General features: G+C 62.2%; 17 protein-coding genes. 8 read left to right on the top strand and 9 right to left on the bottom strand.

What is annotated here, in order from left to right:
- Nucleotides 1-5: 5 nt before the first annotated feature.
- The 3 genes from ACZCWR_RS14870 to ACZCWR_RS14860 form a co-directional block, all read right to left on the bottom strand.
- Complete coding sequence (locus ACZCWR_RS14870) at nt 6-1,352, bottom strand: type II toxin-antitoxin system HipA family toxin (protein ID WP_487301489.1); 1,347 nt, start codon at nt 1,350-1,352, stop codon at nt 6-8.
- A 37-nt stretch (nt 1,353-1,389) separates the two neighbouring features.
- Nucleotides 1,390-1,731, bottom strand: coding sequence for a helix-turn-helix domain-containing protein (locus ACZCWR_RS14865; protein ID WP_487301488.1), 342 nt, complete (start codon nt 1,729-1,731; stop codon nt 1,390-1,392).
- Nucleotides 1,732-1,865: 134 nt separating this feature from the next.
- Nucleotides 1,866-3,044, bottom strand: coding sequence for a glycosyltransferase (locus ACZCWR_RS14860; RefSeq protein WP_487301487.1), 1,179 nt, complete (start codon nt 3,042-3,044; stop codon nt 1,866-1,868).
- Nucleotides 3,045-3,454: 410 nt separating this feature from the next.
- Between ACZCWR_RS14860 and ACZCWR_RS14855 the strand changes: the two genes are divergently transcribed.
- The 5 genes from ACZCWR_RS14855 (at nt 3,455) to ACZCWR_RS14835 (ending at nt 7,631) form a co-directional block, all read left to right on the top strand.
- Nucleotides 3,455-4,720: an oligosaccharide flippase family protein gene (locus ACZCWR_RS14855; RefSeq protein WP_487301486.1), complete on the top strand. Its 1,266-nt coding sequence runs from the start codon at nt 3,455-3,457 to the stop codon at nt 4,718-4,720.
- Nucleotides 4,721-5,800 carry a glycosyltransferase family 4 protein gene (locus tag ACZCWR_RS14850; RefSeq protein WP_487301485.1) on the top strand — a complete coding sequence of 360 codons (1,080 nt, stop codon included), beginning with the start codon at nt 4,721-4,723 and terminating at the stop codon, nt 5,798-5,800.
- Nucleotides 5,801-5,986: 186 nt separating this feature from the next.
- Entirely contained in the window at nt 5,987-6,457 is a 471-nt protein-coding gene (locus tag ACZCWR_RS14845; RefSeq protein ID WP_487301484.1) for an ImmA/IrrE family metallo-endopeptidase, read from the top strand.
- Complete coding sequence (locus ACZCWR_RS14840) at nt 6,445-6,918, top strand: hypothetical protein (protein WP_487301483.1); 474 nt, start codon at nt 6,445-6,447, stop codon at nt 6,916-6,918. The genes ACZCWR_RS14845 and ACZCWR_RS14840 overlap by 13 nt, the downstream gene beginning before the upstream one ends.
- 17 nt (nt 6,919-6,935) lie before the next feature.
- Nucleotides 6,936-7,631 (top strand): dienelactone hydrolase family protein, encoded by a 696-nt coding sequence (locus ACZCWR_RS14835; RefSeq protein WP_487301482.1) that lies wholly within the window; start codon nt 6,936-6,938, stop codon nt 7,629-7,631.
- Nucleotides 7,632-7,679: 48 nt separating this feature from the next.
- Here ACZCWR_RS14835 and ACZCWR_RS14830 read toward each other — a convergent pair whose 3' ends face one another.
- From ACZCWR_RS14830 to ACZCWR_RS14810, 5 genes are all read right to left on the bottom strand, one after another.
- Entirely contained in the window at nt 7,680-8,789 is a 1,110-nt protein-coding gene (locus ACZCWR_RS14830) for an MraY family glycosyltransferase (protein ID WP_487301481.1), read from the bottom strand.
- A 78-nt stretch (nt 8,790-8,867) separates the two neighbouring features.
- Entirely contained in the window at nt 8,868-9,917 is a 1,050-nt protein-coding gene (galE, locus tag ACZCWR_RS14825) for a UDP-glucose 4-epimerase GalE (protein WP_487301480.1), read from the bottom strand.
- A gap of 20 nt (nt 9,918-9,937) precedes the next feature.
- Entirely contained in the window at nt 9,938-11,065 is a 1,128-nt protein-coding gene (locus ACZCWR_RS14820) for a glycosyltransferase family 4 protein (RefSeq protein WP_487301479.1), read from the bottom strand.
- Between the two features lie 51 nt (nt 11,066-11,116).
- Nucleotides 11,117-11,926 carry a glycosyltransferase gene (locus ACZCWR_RS14815; protein ID WP_487301478.1) on the bottom strand — a complete coding sequence of 270 codons (810 nt, stop codon included), beginning with the start codon at nt 11,924-11,926 and terminating at the stop codon, nt 11,117-11,119.
- Nucleotides 11,923-13,185 carry an oligosaccharide flippase family protein gene (locus ACZCWR_RS14810; RefSeq protein WP_487301477.1) on the bottom strand — a complete coding sequence of 421 codons (1,263 nt, stop codon included), beginning with the start codon at nt 13,183-13,185 and terminating at the stop codon, nt 11,923-11,925. The genes ACZCWR_RS14815 and ACZCWR_RS14810 overlap by 4 nt, the downstream gene beginning before the upstream one ends.
- A 412-nt stretch (nt 13,186-13,597) precedes the next feature.
- On the opposite strand from ACZCWR_RS14810, the gene ACZCWR_RS14805 reads away from it, so the two are divergent.
- On the top strand, nt 13,598-14,998 hold the full coding sequence (locus ACZCWR_RS14805; RefSeq protein ID WP_487301476.1) for a phosphomannomutase/phosphoglucomutase: 1,401 nt from the start codon (nt 13,598-13,600) through the stop codon (nt 14,996-14,998).
- A gap of 46 nt (nt 14,999-15,044) precedes the next feature.
- Here the strand turns inward: ACZCWR_RS14805 and ACZCWR_RS14800 are convergent, their stop codons facing one another.
- Entirely contained in the window at nt 15,045-15,476 is a 432-nt protein-coding gene (locus ACZCWR_RS14800; protein ID WP_487301475.1) for a DUF29 domain-containing protein, read from the bottom strand.
- Between the two features lie 200 nt (nt 15,477-15,676).
- Here ACZCWR_RS14800 and waaC point away from each other — a divergent pair, with 200 nt between their 5' ends.
- Entirely contained in the window at nt 15,677-16,618 is a 942-nt protein-coding gene (waaC, locus tag ACZCWR_RS14795; protein WP_487303339.1) for a lipopolysaccharide heptosyltransferase I, read from the top strand.
- A 45-nt stretch (nt 16,619-16,663) separates the two neighbouring features.
- On the top strand, nt 16,664-17,548 hold the full coding sequence (kdoO, locus tag ACZCWR_RS14790) for a Kdo hydroxylase KdoO (RefSeq protein WP_487301474.1): 885 nt from the start codon (nt 16,664-16,666) through the stop codon (nt 17,546-17,548).
- Nucleotides 17,549-17,562: the final 14 nt, after the last annotated feature.

The raw sequence follows: 17,562 nt of genomic DNA, 5'->3' as shown, positions 1-17,562 counted from the left end.
GTCATTCAGGACAGCAGTTTGCGTAGCTCCGGCGTCGAGATTTCATCGATGTGACGAAACGCCGGAGCGACCTTATCCATCTCCGTTTCTTCGATACCGAATTCGTCGAAGAACACGCGCCACTCGCGCACCACGCGCCAGACTTGCGCGATGATCTCAGCAGCGCTTCGCCGCGATAGCGTGAAGCGCGCGTGATCGCTGATCGCGTTGTCGAGCGTCGCGATTCTTCCTTCTCGTCCTACGCCAAGATGCAGATAGCGCTCGCTGGCGTTGCTGGCGCGCGGGAGCACGTCGTAAAGCGGACTCAGGCGCCAGCCGCGAAGCGCGGCGTGCCGGATGAAGCCGTGATTGCGCAGATGGTCGTCGTCGTTGCTGACGAAGATGTTGTAGACCATGCGCCGGAAAAGCTCGGCGTTGTCGTCGCGAATGACGTCAGGATGGCAATACTTGCGGATGGCGTCGGCGAGTGCGGCATAGGACTGGTTACGCGATTCGGTTTCGTCGCAGGCTGCCAACGTGAGCCCGCTCACGAACGCCGAGCGATGTTCCGCCCGGCCATTCGCGGGTCCTTGTTCGAGCAGATCGGCGCGCGGCGACAGCGTGTCGCCTGGCGTCGTCCAGTAACGATCGAAGCGGCGAATGAGCATGACGCGGCGATCGCCGAGCAACAAGGTCTTTACCGGCGGCACGGTGAGTCCGGCTTTCTGCGCGAGCCGTAGCGCGGCACATTCGATGCCGGGAATGTCGAAGCGGTCGTGACGGCTGGAGAACTTGGCGAGCCACAACACGCCTTCGTCGTCACGCACGGACGCCTTCGGACGCGCGCCACCCAAGGCTGTGCCCTCGACGAAAATGGCTTCCAGATGAGCCGGAACGGGTAACCCTTCTTCGATCCGCTCCGCTGCTTCCATGAGGTGATCCAGCGTATGCCAGTTGCCGACGCCGACGGTCGCCTCATCGGTCAGGCCGGGACGCACATCGAGCGCACCTGCGCGTTCGCTTCCCGCGTGAAGCAAATATTGCGACTCGGGCAGACTGTTCGGCGGCACCTTGAGCTTGGCCTCGATGACACGGCGTCCCCATGAATCCGGCGCCGCGTCGCGGATGCCGCCGAAGAACGGCAACGCGTTGACGGGCAAAAGAAACTTACCGGCGATCGAAGCGCGGTCCGAGAGACCGAGGCTGACGGGATCGACTTCCAGCGCGTCGCGGCGCTTCAGATAGTTGAGCCCATACGCGAACCTCGATGCCACCAGCGACGGTCCTTCTTCGACCAGCGCAAGCTGGCCGCATGGCGACCATTGGTCGTCGATATGAGCGAATACGATCAGTCTGGTTTCGCGTGCTGCCATGAGAAGGACTTTGGGGAAAAGGCGTGTCGGAGCGAACTTAGAAATCCAGTTCGTCGCGTTCGGATGCGGTCATGTCGCGAACCCGCTGCGTGCGTTCTCGCGTGGCCTGCGCCTTGAGCGCCGGGTCGGTCTGCGCGTACAGCGACGCCAAAGAGGTGCCCGGCGCAATGGCTTCGAGGTAGCGGAGCACCTGACCGATCGCGACGCCCGGGTCCCCTCGCTCCAGCCGGGATGCCGTGTTGCGCGATACACCCGCACGCAGCGCTGCCTCGCTCTGCTTCATGGCGCGCGCCGACCGCAGCCGTGCGATGAGATCGCCGAGGTGCTTGCTTTCTTCGAGGAGGGCTGGCGGAAGAACCGCGGCTTGCGCGACTTTCATGATCGATTAAACGCTCCTAAACAGGCTTAAGGATCGATTAATCGAACATAGTGGGGGTGTGGGAACGAAAAGTCAAATTGTCTCTTAAATCGATCCTTAAGCTGATAAGGATCGATTTAACGCGCATTTGAGTATTACGCTACGGCCTGCCGCAACGTCTCCTTAAACTGACTCAACGTATTCCGCTCCAGCAAATGCCCCGCAGGCTGCGGCCGCGCCCGACGCGCCAGCACGTCATCCAACGCGCGATTGATCGATGCCGGCGCGAGATCGTCGATCACCGGCCCGAGTTCGCCCGTGCGACAGAACCAGCCGATCAATCCATCGGCCGTCGCCACCACCGGCTTACCGAAGCGATACGCCTGCACCAGCACACCGCTCATGCCGTAATGGCCTTTATAGCCGAGCCACACGACATCGCAGGCGGAGAAGAGGTCCAGCTCCGTCTCGCTGGAAATGAAGCGGTCCAGCACCACAGGCGCAGGCTTGAGCGTGGCCACAGCCGAAGCAATCTGCGCGCGCACGTTGTCGTCCTGCGCGCCCGCGATCACGAGCGTCGGCGCGAACGCGCCGCCGGGACGTTGCGCGAGCGCATCCATCAATTCGAACAGGCCCTTGCGATCGTTGATTGCGCCATACACGAGGATATGCGTGCCGTCCGACAAACCGAGCCGTTGCTTGGCCGCCGATGGTTCGGCGGCGCGGGCATCGGGAAACGGATCGGCGAGATACTCGACGCTCGTGCGCGACGAACCCGCGTTCTTCTTCCACCAGTCGGGCAAGGTCGGATCGATGGTAAGCAACGTCTTCATGCCGCCCAACCGCACCGCGCTGGAAAACAGCTTCGACTTGACCGCGTTGACCATCGGCCGGCGCGGCGCACGCACGCCCACCCGATGATGATGAAAGTTCGAACGCATGGTGATGCCGACCCACGGCGTCGAACCGAACGGCGAGCGCAGGAACGGCAACGCAAGCAGGAAATAATCGACATACGGCACGACGACGAGCGCAACCGGCTTGCCGCCGCTCGCGATATCGAAGTAGTGTTTGAAGTCGCGGTGAAAGCGCGCATACGCCACTTTCGAGAGCGGCCCGCTGACCGGCGCGGGCGGCTCGATCAGTTCGATGCCGAGCTTGCCGCTGCCTTGCTCCTGAATCTTCTTCACGAGCGCGTGCGAGGCGTTGACCGGCTCGGTCACGATCACGCAGCGATAACCCGCTTCCATGTACGCGTTGGCGGCCCATTCGGCGTATCGCCAGCGATGGCCGCTGAAATTGGGTTCGATGATGAGGACGGTTTCGTTCGACATGTTATGGGTTCACCGCGAAAGGCTGCATCAGGGATGGTGTTTTCGAGCGTGCAACAGGACGACAACGACCCTGACGCGCTTTGAGCCGACGAATGAACAGTAGCACCCGTCATGCGTATCCGACGGCCATATTTGAGCCTTTATCCGCGCGTGCGGACGTGTGGAAACCCACTCAGCGGCCAAGTCAACCCGCATCGATACCCATTTCGGGCCGATTTCTACTACGGGTTGGCGTCCGGCAAGGCGGCGCTCACGATACTTTTGCCACAGTCGCCTGAAAACAAGCGAGGCCGCGCACGTACCCGTCCAATCGACAGTTCCGCGCAGGGCACGCGAAAGGAAGCGCTACCGCATACCGACAATATCGCGGCGCGCCACGAACCAAATCAACAGCAGCGCGGGGAAATTTAGTGAGATCAGTCCGGCTACCTTTTTTACCGGCAAGCGCGCGATTCCGGCAGGATGCGGCTTTTTGGGTACTCCTGCAACAAGTGGTCGTGCGCGGCCTCGTCGCCGTGAAGTTTCTGGCCATCGGCCGGATTCTCGGGCCTGAGGCGATCGGTGCGGTCAGCATCGCGCTGCTCGCCGTGGCGATCGCCGAATCGTTGTCCGATACGGGACTGGCGCAGGCCGTCGTGCAAGGACGCGACGCACCCACGCACAGCGAACTGGGCGCGGTGCTCGCCACGCTCTCGATGCGCGGCGTGCTCATCGGCATCCTGATCGCCGCGCTCGCGCCGCTCATGACGAACCAGTTCCATATGAGCGGCTCCATCGGGCTGATCTTTCTGGCGGCGGTGCTGCCGATTCTGCGCGGTATCGCTTCACCCGCGTACTTCGTGGTGACGCGTCAGCGCGGCTTTCAAAAGCTCGCGGGCGTGGAATGCTCGGCGTCCTTCACCGACTGCGCGGTGGGCCTGATCTGCGCGCTGTCCGGCGCGGGCGCCTACTCGGTGCTGATCGGTCTGGTCGCGGGCGAAATGCTCAAGACCACGCTCACGTGGACGACCATGTCGCCGCGTCCGCCCATCCGTCTGTCGTTCCACGGCATCTCGCACTATGTGAACTTCAGCCGCTGGATCTGGGCGGGCAGCGTCGTCAACCTGTTGCTCAATCAGTTCGACAAGGTGGTCGTGGCGAAGCTGCTCGGACCGTTGCAACTCGGCGCGTATCAGATGTCCTCGAAGCTCGCGCAGATGTTGCTCGCCGATGCCGCCATCGCGATGTCGCAATATCTCTTTCCGACCTTCGCCGATCATCAGCGGCGCGATCCGGCCGCCGCGCGCAAGATGTTCAGCAAGTGGATGCTGCTGGCCGTCGTCGCGCTGACGGTGATCGTGATCGTGCTGCGGATCATCGCCGAGCCGCTGTTCAATATCGTGCTCGGACCAGCGTGGCTGTCGGCGGTGCCGCTGTTCCGCATCTTCGTCATCAACATGGCGATTGGCGCGCTGATCGCGGTGCTGGTGTCGTGGCTGCGCGCGGTCGGCACGCCGAAGGTGGCGACGCATGCGTCGATCATCCAGGCAATCGTGCTGTGCGTGACGGTGCCGTTCGCGACGCATTACTGGGGCGTGACGGGCATTGCCTGGGCGATGACGCTGGGCCTCGGTTCCGCTGCGGGCTGGATGCTGTTCCGTACGTTTGGCACCTTTCGCACCATGAGGGAGGCTTGAATGCGCATCGTCCATCTGGTGCTCGCACCGCGCCTGTCGGGCGCCGAAGTCCTCGCGAAAGATCTGGCGATCTATCAGCAAAAGAGCGGCGAGACGGTCGCGCTGGCTTCGCTCACGCCGGCGCATGACGACTTCAAGGCGTTGCAGGCGGAACTCGTCGGCAACGGCGTGCAATGTCTCTTTCCCGAGAAGCCCTACGGGCGCTTCGGCAAGCTGTTGAAGCTGTATCAGACCTTGCGGGATTTTCATGCGGATGTCGTGTTCGCCCACGCGACGATTCCCGCGTTCTACGCACGCGCCTTGCCGCTCGCGATGCCGGTCGTCTACGTGATGCATTCGGCCACCAACGATTTCGAGAGCCAGATTTTCCGGCGCGTCGAGCGGTTGTTGTCGCGGCGGGCGCGGGCGGTGATCGCGGTGTCGCCGTCGAATATCGATGACTACGTGGCGGCGGTGGGCAAGCATCCGGCGATGTCGCTGATCCCGAATGGCGTGGACATGTCGCGCTTCGGCATGCGCGCGCGCACGCCGGGGAACGATGGCGCGCGCATCGTGCAGATCGGGCGTTATACGTCGGTGAAGAATCAGCTTTCGACGGTGCATGCGTTCCAGAAAGTGCTCACGCGTGTGCCGGATGCGCGGCTTTTGCTGTGCGGCGTGATCGAAGATCCGGCGTATCACGCGGCGGTGGGCGATCTCGTCGAGAAGCTCGGGCTGTCGGATCGCGTGACGGTGCAAGGTCCGCGTTCGGATGTGGCGGACTTGCTGTTTGCGTCGAGCGTGTTTGCCATGCCTTCGAGGTCGGAAGGGCACAGCATCGCGTTTCTGGAAGCGCTGGCGTCCGGCGTGCCGGTGGTCGCGAGCACCATTCGCCCGTTCAGTTTCGCGGCGGATTTTCCGGGCGTGCATCTGTGCGATCCCGACGATACGCAAGCCTATGCCGATGCACTCGTGCTCGCGCTGACCGAGCCGCGCTCGATGCGGCCGCTGAAGGGCTTGACGCTCGCGGATACGGCGGCGCGGTATCTGGCCGTGGCGCGAGAAGTGACGCAGGCCTTGCCGCGTACTGCGCCGGCTTGAGTTTTTCTTCCGCCTGATTTTGGATTAAACCGCCCGCGCCATGCGGGCGGTTTGCTTTTTGGACTGGCCATTCGGACGAGGTGCGCCAATTCTCCTTTCGTCCGATGATAGACTCCATCGCCAAGAACGCTATGGATGCCGAAATATCTGCGGCAGGCGAGAACTTGTTGATGGAGGGCAATCAAAATGAAGCCGACTCAAGCTGCGACTTATCTTTTGTACGATCACTGGGATGGAAATCTGCCGGTTGATCCGATCGCCATCGCAAGAACGTTGGGCGTGAAGGTCGAGGAAGATACCGAGATGGGCGAAGAATACGGGCTTTTCGAATTCGTCGACGGGAGTCCGTATATCTGTGTCAATGCAAACACGCATGCAATCCGCAAACGGTTCATGGTGGCTCACGAACTCGGGCATTACGTGCTCAAGCATGGAGATCGTTTTGTCGATACCGCGCGGGAAATGCGGCCTGTTCAGCTCGACTATGTGGAGATGCATGCCAACAACTTCGCGCTTGAATTGCTGATACCCGGCTTTGCGGTGGAGATTTTGATCATGAAGCGCAATGTAGGCAGGCTCGAAGAACTGGCCGACCTGTTCTGGGTAGGTGAGACCGCCATGCACGCAAAACTGAAGAAGCTCGGATGGAACAAATGAACCACGAAAGGAAACGAGATCTGGCGCTGGAAAAGGCGCAAGGCGTCCTAGAAGATGACTTTAGCGCGAGCGAGAAACATCTGCTTCAACGGGACCTTTCCGCCGAGCAAATTGCCAATCTCAAGCAATACCGCGCGCTCAGGCACTATGCTTTCTTCGGCGTCGCCATTTTGAGCGCCGTGGGATTCATGACTCTTCTGGCGTGGACGGCATCGTTCGGCTACCAGCTTTTCTATGGCAGCAACAAGGGCGATCTATCGAAAACCGGACTCGTCCTGACGCCGATCGCCGTGATGGCCGCGCTCGTCATTGCACCGGTCCTTGCGATGATTCGATTCGTGTTCCGCCAGACCGGCGAGCAGAGCGAGGATTCCGACACGCTCAGCGTCTGGCAGACGATCATCAAGGAACTCTCCGACGTCCTGAAAACCTACGTTTCCCGAGCCAAACCCGCAGCCTGAACTGACAGGAGCCCTTCATGTCCGACGTGCTTTCCATCTCCACCCCCACCGGCGATTTCGATGCCTACGTCGCCTATCCCTCCGAGCCACAAGCGCCAGCCGTCGTGGTCATTCAGGAAATATTCGGCATCAACGGCGACATGCGCGAAACCTGCGATGCCTACGCGCGTCAGGGCTATGTCGCGCTGTGTCTGGACCTGTTCTGGCGGCTGGAGCCGAACGTGCAACTCACCGACCGCACCGAGGCCGAATGGCAGAAAGCGTTCGCGCTCTATAACGCGTTCGATGTGAACAAGGGCGTGGAAGACATCGCGGCGACGATCGGCTTCGCGCGCACCTTGCCGCAGGTCAAGGGCAAGATCGGCTCGGTGGGCTTCTGCTTAGGCGGTCTGCTGTCGTACCTGACGGCGGCGCGCACGGATGTCGATGCATCGGTGTCGTATTACGGCGGCGGCACGGATCAGCATTTGAACGAACTGCCGAACATCAAGGTTCCGTTGCTCATGCATCTCGCCGAAGAAGACGAGTTCATCGATGCCAACGCGCGCAACAGCATCCTCGCGGCCGTGAAAGGGCGGGCGAACGTCGAGGCGTACACGTATCCCGGCTGTCACCATGCGTTCGCGCGCAATCAGGGCAAGCATTTCGATGCCGCCGCCGCGCAACTCGCCAATGGCCGCACGGCGGATTTCTTCTCCACGCATCTGAAATAAGCCACTAAAACGCCGCCTCGGAAGGCGGCGTCGCAACAAAAAGGCAACTTACTTCTTCAACGAATGCGGCCGTCGAAACACCATCCAGCGCGGCACCTTGAAGCGCACGATGCTGATGTACAGCCACACATACGTCGCGGCGAACACCATTACGAAACAGAACAGATGCAGCGTGTGCCGCCAAAACAGCGTCGCCGGAATCACGGCGATCAGGCACAGCAGCCAGAGATACGGCGACGTCAGCGAGTTACGCCGCGTGAGTTCATGCGCGTTCTTCGCGCCCACGGCCCAGCGCATCAGCCGCTTGTACACCAGCATATGCAGATGCACGCCGTCCGGCATGCCCGGCGAAATCCCGCGAATGAACTTCTTGCGGTAGATCGAGAAACACGTCTCGAAGATCGGATACATGAACAGCAACACCGGATACCACGCGGAGACATCGCGGTTGCGCATGACGAGCATGATCGAGAGTTCGCCCAGCATGAAGCCGACGAAGTACGCGCCGCCATCGCCGAGAAAGATCAGACCTGCCGGGAAGTTCCAGATGAAGAAGCCCATGACCGCGCCCATCATGATGAGCGAGCCGGACAGCACCACCGGATCGTGCACCTGAAACGCCACGTAGGCGAGCGAGGCGAACATCATGAAGCTGACCATCGAGGCGAGGCCATTGAAGCCGTCGATGATGTTCACCGCGTTCGCCAGCGCCGCGACCGCGAGCACGGTCACGACGCAGGAAATGATCGCGTAGGACAGCAGGAAATCGAGCGGCGGCACGCTGATGCGCGTCACCGCGATATCGAGCAGCGCATACGCAAGACCCGCCGCCGCCATCGTGCAGATAAGGCGCACGAGCGGCGTCACGCGCTTGGTCAGATCTTCGATCAGCCCCGAGAAAAACGCCGGCGCCCCGCACGCGATGATGCCAAGAATGCCCGCCGACACAGCCGGATAACTCCATCGCAACTGGACGGCCGAAACCGTCAGCCCGCAGACGATGCCCACGCCGCCAATACGCGGCACCGGACGCGCGTGAAACTTCTGCACACCGGCGAGATCGGTGTCGCCGAGCACGCCTTCGTGCAGATGCGCAAACCGCACGATCAACAACGTGACGAGCAGCGAGATAAAAAATGCGAGCGCGAAACTAAGCATGAAATGGAACCGGGGGAGGGAAGCGGCGCCGCATCGCTTTCTTGTTCATGAAATACGATGCGGAGCGTCGCGTGAAACTCAGGCGAACCCTTGCGGATTCTGCGACTGCCAGCGCCAATGATCCGCGCACATGCGCTCGATGCCGTGTTCGGCGCGCCAGCCAATCAGTTCTGCGGCGGCCTTAGGGTCCGCGTAGCACGCGGCGACATCGCCGGGGCGGCGCGGCACGAGTTCGTACGGCACGCTTTTGCCGGACGCCTTCTCGAACGCCTTCACCACATCCAGCACGCTGTAGCCTTGCCCCGTGCCGAGATTCACGACGAAACTGCGGTCCAGCGATTTGAGCGCGTCGATGGCCGCGATATGTCCGCGCGCCAGATCGACCACATGAATGTAATCGCGCACGCCGGTGCCATCGTGCGTGTCGTAATCGCTGCCGAACACGCGCAGGCGTTCGAGCTTGCCGACCGCCACCTGCGCGACATACGGCATGAGGTTGTTCGGCACGCCCGCCGGATCTTCGCCGATCAGCCCGCTTTCATGCGCGCCGACCGGATTGAAGTAACGCAGCGTCGCGATGCGCCAGGACGGATCGGATACTTCGAGATCGCGCAGAATCTGTTCGGCGATCAGCTTCGACTGACCGTACGGATTGGTCGCCGACAGCGGAAAACTCTCGTCGATGGGCACGCTTTGCGGCACGCCATACACCGTCGCAGACGACGAAAACACGAAGTTGCGAACGTTGCGCTCGCGCATGACTTCTAGCACGGCAAGCAAACTGCCGATGTTGTTGCTGTAATACTCGATGGGCTTCGCCACGGATTCGCCCACCGCCTTGAGCGCGGCGAAGTGGATCGCGCCGGTAATGTCGTGCGCATCGAAAATACGTTCCAGCGCGGCCTTGTCGCGCGCATCGTCCTGATAGAAGGCGACGCTTTTTCCCGTGATGCGCTCCACCCGCTTGAGCGACTCGGGCCGGCTGTTCACGAGATTGTCGATGACCGCCACGCCGTAACCCGCGCCGAGCAGTTCGACACAGGTATGCGAGCCGATGAAGCCCGCGCCGCCCGTGACCAGGATCGTGCCTTTTTCTGCGTCTCGCTGCGGGGAATTGCCATTCGTCATGTGCGCTCCAGAAATCGAGTTCAGATTGAGATGCCGGTAATGGCGTGTATTGTGCGCTCGTATCGTTGCACGACTTGCTTTTCGTCGAATTCGCGCGTGACTTTGGCGCGGCCGCGTTCGGCCAGCGTCATGCGTTCTTCGCGCGAGAAAGTCAGCATGCGTTCGAGTTGCGCGGCGAGACTGGCCGCGCTTTTCGCTTCGCACAGCAGGCCGGTCACGTCGTGCTCCACGACTTCGCGGCAGCCGGGCACATCCGTCGCGACGATGGGACGGCCCATCGCGGCCGCTTCCATCAGCGTGCGCGGCACGCCTTCGCGATACGACGGCAGCACCACGCAGTCCGCCGCCGCGATCAGCGGACGCACATCGTTCGCCTCGCCGAGATATTCGATGACATTTTCGCGCTCCCACTGCGCCACGTCGGTGCGTCCGATCGCGCTCGGATTGTCCACGCCGACCGGCCCGAGCAACTGGAAACGCGCGTGCGGAAAACGCGGCTTCAACGCGCGCGCCGCATCGACGAATTCGGCCACGCCTTTATCCCACAGCAAACGCCCGATCAGGATGAAAACGAACGCTTCGCGCTCGGGCATCGGCGTGAACGGAAAATCGTCCAGATCGACGCCTTCGCCACGCAGCAGCCGCGCGCGTTCGGGATGCGCCAGCAGCTTTTCGCGCGCGAACGCTTCCTGATCGTCGTTGTTCAGAAACCAGACTTCGCGCGGAAAGCGAAACGCAAAACGATAAAGCCGCTTGGCAATCTGCGCGGTCCTGCTTTTCTGGATAAACACATAGCCCAGACCGGTCGTCACCGCGATCGACGGCACGCGCGCCAGCATCGCCGCGATCGAGCCGTAGATGTTCGGCTTGATCGTGTAGTGAAACACGATATGCGGACGCGTCGCGCGGTATTCGCGGTAGAGCGCGCGCATCGTTTTCAAATCCTGACGCGGGTCGGTGCCTTTCGAGGCGACGGGCAATTCCACACAACGGCATCCCATTTCGATGAGCGGTTCGAACGTGCGGTCGCGCGGCGCGATGATCGTCACCTGCGCGCCGCGTTCGGTCAGCATGCGCAGGACGCCGCGCCGGTACGTATAAATGGCCCAGGCCGTGTTGCAGACAAGAGCGATGCGAAGGTTCGTCATCCGGAAGTCAGTCACCGTAGCGCAAAATCAAACGAAAAGAATTCGACAAAATCATCGACTTGAGGAAGCGGGTTTCATGAGCCTTGCCTTCACGGCGCGCAGCAGGCCGTAAGGCAACAGCAAGTGCGCGACGCTCCTTGCCATGCCCGCCCAGTCCAGCGGATTCGCCACGCGAAAGTAACGCCATTGCAGGCGCAGCGTTGACAGCGTTTGCGCCCGGCGCTTCGTCGCGCTGATACCGCTTTCATTCAGTTCGTAGTACAGGCCGAATTCGGGCAGATTCGCGCCGTCATGGCGCGCGAGCAGGCGCAGCAGCAGATCGAGGTCTTCGGCAGCGCGATATTTCGCGCGATAGTTTCCGGCGGCGAGCACGGCATCCACGCGCAGCATCAGCGACGGATGCGTGAAGCACGTGCGCGCGAGCATGGCGCGGCGGATGGCGGCGGGCGCGGTCGGCGGCGTGAGATCGAACAGCGGCGTGCCGTCTGTCGAGACGACATGCGTCCACATGCCGAGCATCGCGATGCGCCTGTTCGCTTCCATGAACGCGCGTTGTTTCGCGAGCCGGTTGGGCGTGGCGCGGTCGCCCGCATCGATGCGCGCCGCGTAACGCGTGCCGCGCGCCGCGAGCGCGACCATGCCCGCCTGCAAGGCGCGCTCGATGCCACCGTTTTGCGGCATCCGCAGAATCTCGATCTGCATTCCGTCGATGGACGGCGCGACGATGGGCGGCGTGCTGCCGTCATCCACGATCAATACGTGGACGGTCGAGGTTTCGCTGAACGAGGCCAGCGTGCGGTTCACATCGGCCTGAGCGTTGAACGCGGGAATCAACACGGCGACATCGGAGAGAGCGTTCATGCGCGCAGCCGAAAACGAAGGTAGTAAAAGTTCACCGATGCCGCCGCCACATAGCCCGCCGCTAAACCAATCAGCGCGCCATGGCCCGACAGACGCGGAATCGCGATCAGATTGACCACGCCCGCGACCGCGAGCGCGAAGACCCACTTCGCGAGCAGCACGTACTTCGCCTGATATTTGAGCACGACGAGATTGCCGATGGCTTCGATCCCCGCCGGCACCGACAGCCACACTGCCCAGCGGAAAATGTTCGCGGCATCCGCGTAATTTGCGCCGAACACGCGCGTGATGATGAAGCCCGAGAGCGCATCGAGGACGGCCGCGCCCGCGATCATCAGCGCGGCGGTCATGGCGAGCAGACGCAGCATGTTGCGCTTCAGTTGCGCGCGCTCCTGCACGCGGTACACGAACGCGGGCGCGATGGTTTGCGCGAGCATCAGCGCCAGCGCGATCCAGTTTTCGTTCAACTGCTGCGCGGCGGAATAGAGGCCGAGTTCGGCAAAGGACACGCGATGCGCGAGCATCAGCCGGTCGAGTTTGAGGAACAGATACATGCAGATGAGCCCGAGCCAGAACACCGTTCCCGCGCTGGCGAAATGCCTGAACAACGCGCGGTCGAAATGCCAGCCGAGCGTGCCGCCGTTGCGCCGCCGATAGTACAAAACGAGCGCCGCGCCGATGCCCGCCGCCTCCAGCGCCCACAGCCAGCCGAAACTCGCCGCGCCCGCCGCCGCGCGCACGAGCGCGAACACCAGCGCCGCCTTGACGAGCGCCGCCACCATGCTCGCCAGCAATTGCGGCTTGCTGTACGTCATGCTCTGCAGCCACGTATTGATGACGCCGACGAACGGCTCGCGGAACAGCAGCGTGAGCGCGAGACCGGCGAGCATCGCGCCGACCATCGGATCGGTGAGCCCGGCGGCGATCCAGCTCCACGTCAGCACCAGCGCCAGCACGGACACGCCCATGCGCAGCACGAACGCGCTGCCGAGCACCGCGCCCGTTTCCGCAGGCGGCCGATGTACGATGGTCGGCACCAGAATCTCCGCGCCGCACACCCACGTCACGGGCGCGATCACCAGGAGCAGCGTGTTCGCGTACTGCCATTTGCCGAACACGTCCGGGCCGAGATAGCGCGCCAACAGCCCGGAAATGACGATGGCGACGACGATCTGCGTGAGCCGCTCGAACCCCAGCCAAACGATGTTGGCGAACGCCTTCGCGACGTCCGGATTGCCTGCGCGCGTCAACCGCTTCATGCGGCGTTGCATCCGTCACGCGCGGCACCGGGAGCGGGCATGCGCCATGCTTCCCATGCCCGACCCGGTGCAATGTCGGCGATGGCGGCCGGAAATGAGGTGTTGGCGCGCGAAGGCGCGTCTTCGGACGGCGCCGGGGCCAAGTAACGTTTGAGCATTGGATTAGAATGAGGCGGCGGACCACACTTCGCGAAACGCGCAGGCGCGGCACCGCTGAAAGACAGCGATTATAAGTGCGAACCGAATGCCGGCCGCCGGCGCACGTTCGCCAGATTTTCATCAAGGTAACGGCAGAATTCGAGGATGAACCGAAGGTCCGCATGGGCCGGGCGCTCGTATCGTGACGACCTGCATGCCCTCATGGCTGCATCGCCGAGAAACAATCAATCAATAGACAAGAGGGAGCCATCTCATGAGCCAAGTATCGCAATCCATCTTCAAGGCCTACGACATTCGCGGCATCGTGGGCAAGACGGTCGACGGTGACGTCGCGAAACGCATCGGCCAGGCGTTCGGCAGCGAGATCAAGAAGCAGGGCGGCGATTCGGTCGTGGTCGCGCGCGACGGCCGTCTGTCCGGTCCGGAACTGGTGGGCGCGCTCTCGGACGGCTTGCGCGCGGCGGGCATCGATGTCGTCGATGTCGGCATGGTGCCCACGCCGGTCGGCTATTTCGCGGCGAGCGTGCCGCTGCCCTTGCCCTCGGGCGAGCGTCGCGTGGATTCGTGCATCGTCGTGACGGGCAGCCACAATCCGCCCGACTACAACGGCTTCAAGATGGTGCTGCGCGGCTCGGCCATCTATGGCGAGCAGATTCAGGCGCTGTATCAGCGCATCGTGAATGACGATTTCAGCACGGGCGAAGGCACCTACACCGAGTTCGACGTGCAGCAGATGTACCTCGACCGCATCGTGTCGGATGTGAAGCCGGTGCGCCCCATGAAGATCGTCGTCGATACGGGCAACGGCGTGGCGGGCGATCTCGCGCCGCGTCTGTTCAAGGCGCTCGGCTGCGAACTCGTCGAACTGTTCACGGAGATCGACGGCAATTTCCCGAACCATCACCCGGACCCGGCGCATCTGGAAAATCTTCAGGATGTCATCAAGGCGCTGAAGGAATCGGATGCCGAAGTGGGCTTCGCGTTCGATGGCGATGGCGACCGTCTTGGTGTCGTCACGAAAGATGGTCAGGTGATCTATCCGGACCGCCAACTGATGTTGTTCGCGCAGGAAGTGCTGTCGCGCAACAAGGGCGGCCAGATCATTTACGACGTGAAATGCACGCGCAATCTGGCGAAGTGGGTGCGCGATCAGGGCGGCGAACCGGTGATGTGGAAGACCGGCCATTCGCTCGTGAAGGCGAAGCTGCGCGAAACCGGCGCGCCGCTGGCGGGCGAAATGAGCGGCCACGTGTTCTTCAAGGACCGCTGGTACGGTTTCGATGACGGTTTGTACACCGGCGCGCGTCTGCTCGAAATCCTCTCGCGCGTGGCCGATCCGAGCAAGCTGCTCAACGATCTGCCGGATTCGCTTTCGACGCCTGAATTGCAGATCAAGATGGAAGAGGGCGAGAACGTGCAGCTTATTTCGAAGCTGCAGAAGAATGCGAAGTTCCAGGGCGCGGACGATGTGCTGACCATCGATGGCTTGCGTGTCGAGTATCCGGATGGTTTCGGATTGGCGCGTTCGTCGAATACCACGCCGGTTGTCGTGATGCGTTTCGAAGCGGATAACGAAGCAGCGTTGAAGCGTATTCAGGAAGATTTCCGTCGCGTGATTCTGGCGGAGAAGGCGGATGCGAAATTGCCGTTTTAATGTTTTGAGTTGAAGCAGCGGCACGGTCGAAGGACCGTGCCGTTTTTTATTGCGGATAAAACTCCGGAGCGAGAATTTGTTCAGTTGTCCACGGAAGATCCTCGGGGAACACGTCGAGCCCGGTTTCTTCCGCCGCCTTGGAAACGGCGTCGGCCCACGATCCGGTGAGCCAGTCGGAATCGCGCAACGATGTTTGCAGGCTCGGTGTCTTCTGCAACGCGACGCCGACGGCGCGGCGCTGTTCCTTGATCGTGCGCTGCCAACTCGATCCGCGACGTCCGGGTTGGTATTGCCATTTGAGCAGGTGAGCTAAAAGCAAAGCCATGCGGCTGGACATGGCCCGTTCTTCCGCTTTGCCCACGTCCTCGATTTCGTCGGCGATGTGCTTCACGTCGATCGCTGAGAATTTCCCTTCTCGCAGCAACGCGGCTTGCTCGCGCGCCCATGCGATCACATCATGTTCGTAACTCGTGCTCATCGCTCGGTCCATGCTCGTTCCGCCAAACTCGGCATGTTAACTGGCGCAACCACCGTACTCCCCGTCCTTGTCCCGCACAACACGCGCTAAAATCCCCGTTTCCCTGTCTCTCGTCAACCGCGCGTTTCCGCGCTCCGATTCCCAGCGTGCAAAAGATCCTGATCGTCCGCGTGTCGTCGCTTGGCGACGTCGTTCATAACATGCCGGCCATTGCCGACATCCGCCGCCGCTTTCCCGATGCGCAGATCGACTGGCTCGTCGAGGAAAGTTTCGCGAGCCTCGTCGATCTGGTCGATGGCGTGCATCGGGCGATTCCGTTCTCGCTCAGGCGCTGGCGCAAGTCGTTCGCCTCGCCCGCGAACTGGCGCGAGATCGGCAAGTTCAAGCGCGCGCTCGCCGCCGAGAAATACGATCTGGTGATCGATTGCCAAGGGCTCATCAAGACGGCGTGGGTGGCGAGTTGGGCGCGCGGGCCGCTCGTCGGGCTCGGCAATCGCACTGACGGCGCGGGCTACGAATGGCCGGTGCGCTTTTTCTACAAGCGCCGCGTGCCGATCGAGCCGCGCACGCATGTCGTCGAGCGCACGCGGCAACTCGTGGCGGCGGCGCTCGGCTTGCCCAAACCGCAGATGACCGATCACATCGATTTCGGTATCGATACGCGTCGCGCGGCGAGGGCCATCGCGGAAATGGGTTTGAATCTGCCGGTGCCTTACGTGGTGTTCGCGCATGCGACTTCGCGCGCCGACAAGCAATGGCCCGAGGCCGCGTGGATCGAACTCGGGCAGGCGCTGGTGACGCGCGGCGCATCCATCGTGCTGCCGTGGGGCACCGAAGCCGAGCGCGCGACAAGCGACAAGCTCGCGAAGGAATTCGGCGCGGCGGCCATCGTTCCGCCGAAACTTTCGCTGCCCGCGGTCGTCGGATTGATCGACGGCGCGGCGGCGACCGTGGGCGTTGATACCGGCCTCGTGCATATTGCCGCGGCGCTTAAGCGTCCGACCGTCGAGTTGTACAATTTCTCGACCGCATGGCGCACGGGCGGCTACTGGTCGCCGCAGGTCATCAACCTCGGCGACGCGAGCCGTCATCCCACTCTTGGCGAAGTCAAGAAGGCGCTCGCGGGCTTTGGCCTGCTGTAGCGCGAACGCCTGCGCCGTGCGCGAGCAAACCAGTTCGAAGGCACCATGACGGAATCTCAAATCATCGAAGTCGTATCGGGCGACTGGCAGGGCAGAAACCTGTCCGTGCCGCGCGAGACGCTGCTGGCCGGCGTCGAAAACGGCAAGGTTCTTTATTTCCCGAATCTTCGTTTCGCGATCGAGGGCGGCGAGCAGGCCTTGCTCGATCCGGCCATCGCCGACCCGAAGCGCAAGAACATCAGCCTTGCGCCGAACGGCGGCGCGCTCAACGGCGTGCTCGGCGACGACGTGATGCAATCGGCCGTGCGCTCGCTCATCAAGCGTTATCAGGACAATGCGCGTTCGCTCGTCGATGGCCTGTTCCCCGAGTACGACGGCAAGCTGCGCGTCGCGCCCACGAGTTTGCGTCTGCATCAGGTCGAAACGCGCGAGACTTCATGGCGCAAGGACGACAGCCGTCTTCATGTCGATGCCTTCCCGTCGCGCCCGAACTACGGCGAGCGCATTCTGCGCGTGTTCACCAACATCAACCCGAAAGGTGCGCCGCGCGTGTGGCGCGTGGGCGAGCCGTTCGAGGACATGGCGAAGCGTTTCCTGCCCGCCATCAAGGCGCAGGCGCCGGGGTCGGCGTGGCTGATGAATCTGCTGCACATCACCAAATCGCCGCGCAGCGAATACGACCATCTCATGCTGCATCTGCATGACGCGATGAAGGCCGATCTCGATTATCAAAAAACTTCGCCGCAAGAGAACATGCCGTTTCCGCCCGGTTCCGTGTGGGTTTGTTTCTCCGATCAGACGTCGCACGCGGTCATGTCCGGCCAGTTCATGATGGAGCAGACGTTTTTCCTGCCCGTCAAATCGATGGCGCGTCCCGATCACGCGCCGCTCGGCATACTCGAACGCCTCAAGGGCCGGGCGCTCGTTTGAGCCGCGTCGCGCCT

It is taken from the genome of Caballeronia sp. A2-2, from assembly GCF_057612605.2.
This window is presented reverse-complemented; position numbering and strand designations above follow the sequence as displayed.

Excerpts from the sequence above, each read along its gene's own strand:
- ACZCWR_RS14870 (WP_487301489.1), bottom strand. The coding sequence starts at position 1,352 with ATGGCAGCACGCGAAACCAGACTGATCGTATTCGCTCATATCGACGAC.
- ACZCWR_RS14865 (WP_487301488.1), bottom strand. The coding sequence starts at position 1,731 with ATGAAAGTCGCGCAAGCCGCGGTTCTTCCGCCAGCCCTCCTCGAAGAA.
- ACZCWR_RS14860 (WP_487301487.1), bottom strand. The coding sequence starts at position 3,044 with ATGTCGAACGAAACCGTCCTCATCATCGAACCCAATTTCAGCGGCCAT.
- ACZCWR_RS14850 (WP_487301485.1), top strand. The coding sequence starts at position 4,721 with ATGCGCATCGTCCATCTGGTGCTCGCACCGCGCCTGTCGGGCGCCGAA.
- ACZCWR_RS14845 (WP_487301484.1), top strand. The coding sequence starts at position 5,987 with ATGAAGCCGACTCAAGCTGCGACTTATCTTTTGTACGATCACTGGGAT.
- ACZCWR_RS14840 (WP_487301483.1), top strand. The coding sequence starts at position 6,445 with ATGGAACAAATGAACCACGAAAGGAAACGAGATCTGGCGCTGGAAAAG.
- ACZCWR_RS14835 (WP_487301482.1), top strand. The coding sequence starts at position 6,936 with ATGTCCGACGTGCTTTCCATCTCCACCCCCACCGGCGATTTCGATGCC.
- ACZCWR_RS14830 (WP_487301481.1), bottom strand. The coding sequence starts at position 8,789 with ATGCTTAGTTTCGCGCTCGCATTTTTTATCTCGCTGCTCGTCACGTTG.
- galE (WP_487301480.1), bottom strand. The coding sequence starts at position 9,917 with ATGACGAATGGCAATTCCCCGCAGCGAGACGCAGAAAAAGGCACGATC.
- ACZCWR_RS14820 (WP_487301479.1), bottom strand. The coding sequence starts at position 11,065 with ATGACGAACCTTCGCATCGCTCTTGTCTGCAACACGGCCTGGGCCATT.
- ACZCWR_RS14815 (WP_487301478.1), bottom strand. The coding sequence starts at position 11,926 with ATGAACGCTCTCTCCGATGTCGCCGTGTTGATTCCCGCGTTCAACGCT.
- ACZCWR_RS14810 (WP_487301477.1), bottom strand. The coding sequence starts at position 13,185 with ATGAAGCGGTTGACGCGCGCAGGCAATCCGGACGTCGCGAAGGCGTTC.
- ACZCWR_RS14805 (WP_487301476.1), top strand. The coding sequence starts at position 13,598 with ATGAGCCAAGTATCGCAATCCATCTTCAAGGCCTACGACATTCGCGGC.
- ACZCWR_RS14800 (WP_487301475.1), bottom strand. The coding sequence starts at position 15,476 with ATGAGCACGAGTTACGAACATGATGTGATCGCATGGGCGCGCGAGCAA.
- waaC (WP_487303339.1), top strand. The coding sequence starts at position 15,677 with ATGCCGGCCATTGCCGACATCCGCCGCCGCTTTCCCGATGCGCAGATC.
- kdoO (WP_487301474.1), top strand. The coding sequence starts at position 16,664 with ATGACGGAATCTCAAATCATCGAAGTCGTATCGGGCGACTGGCAGGGC.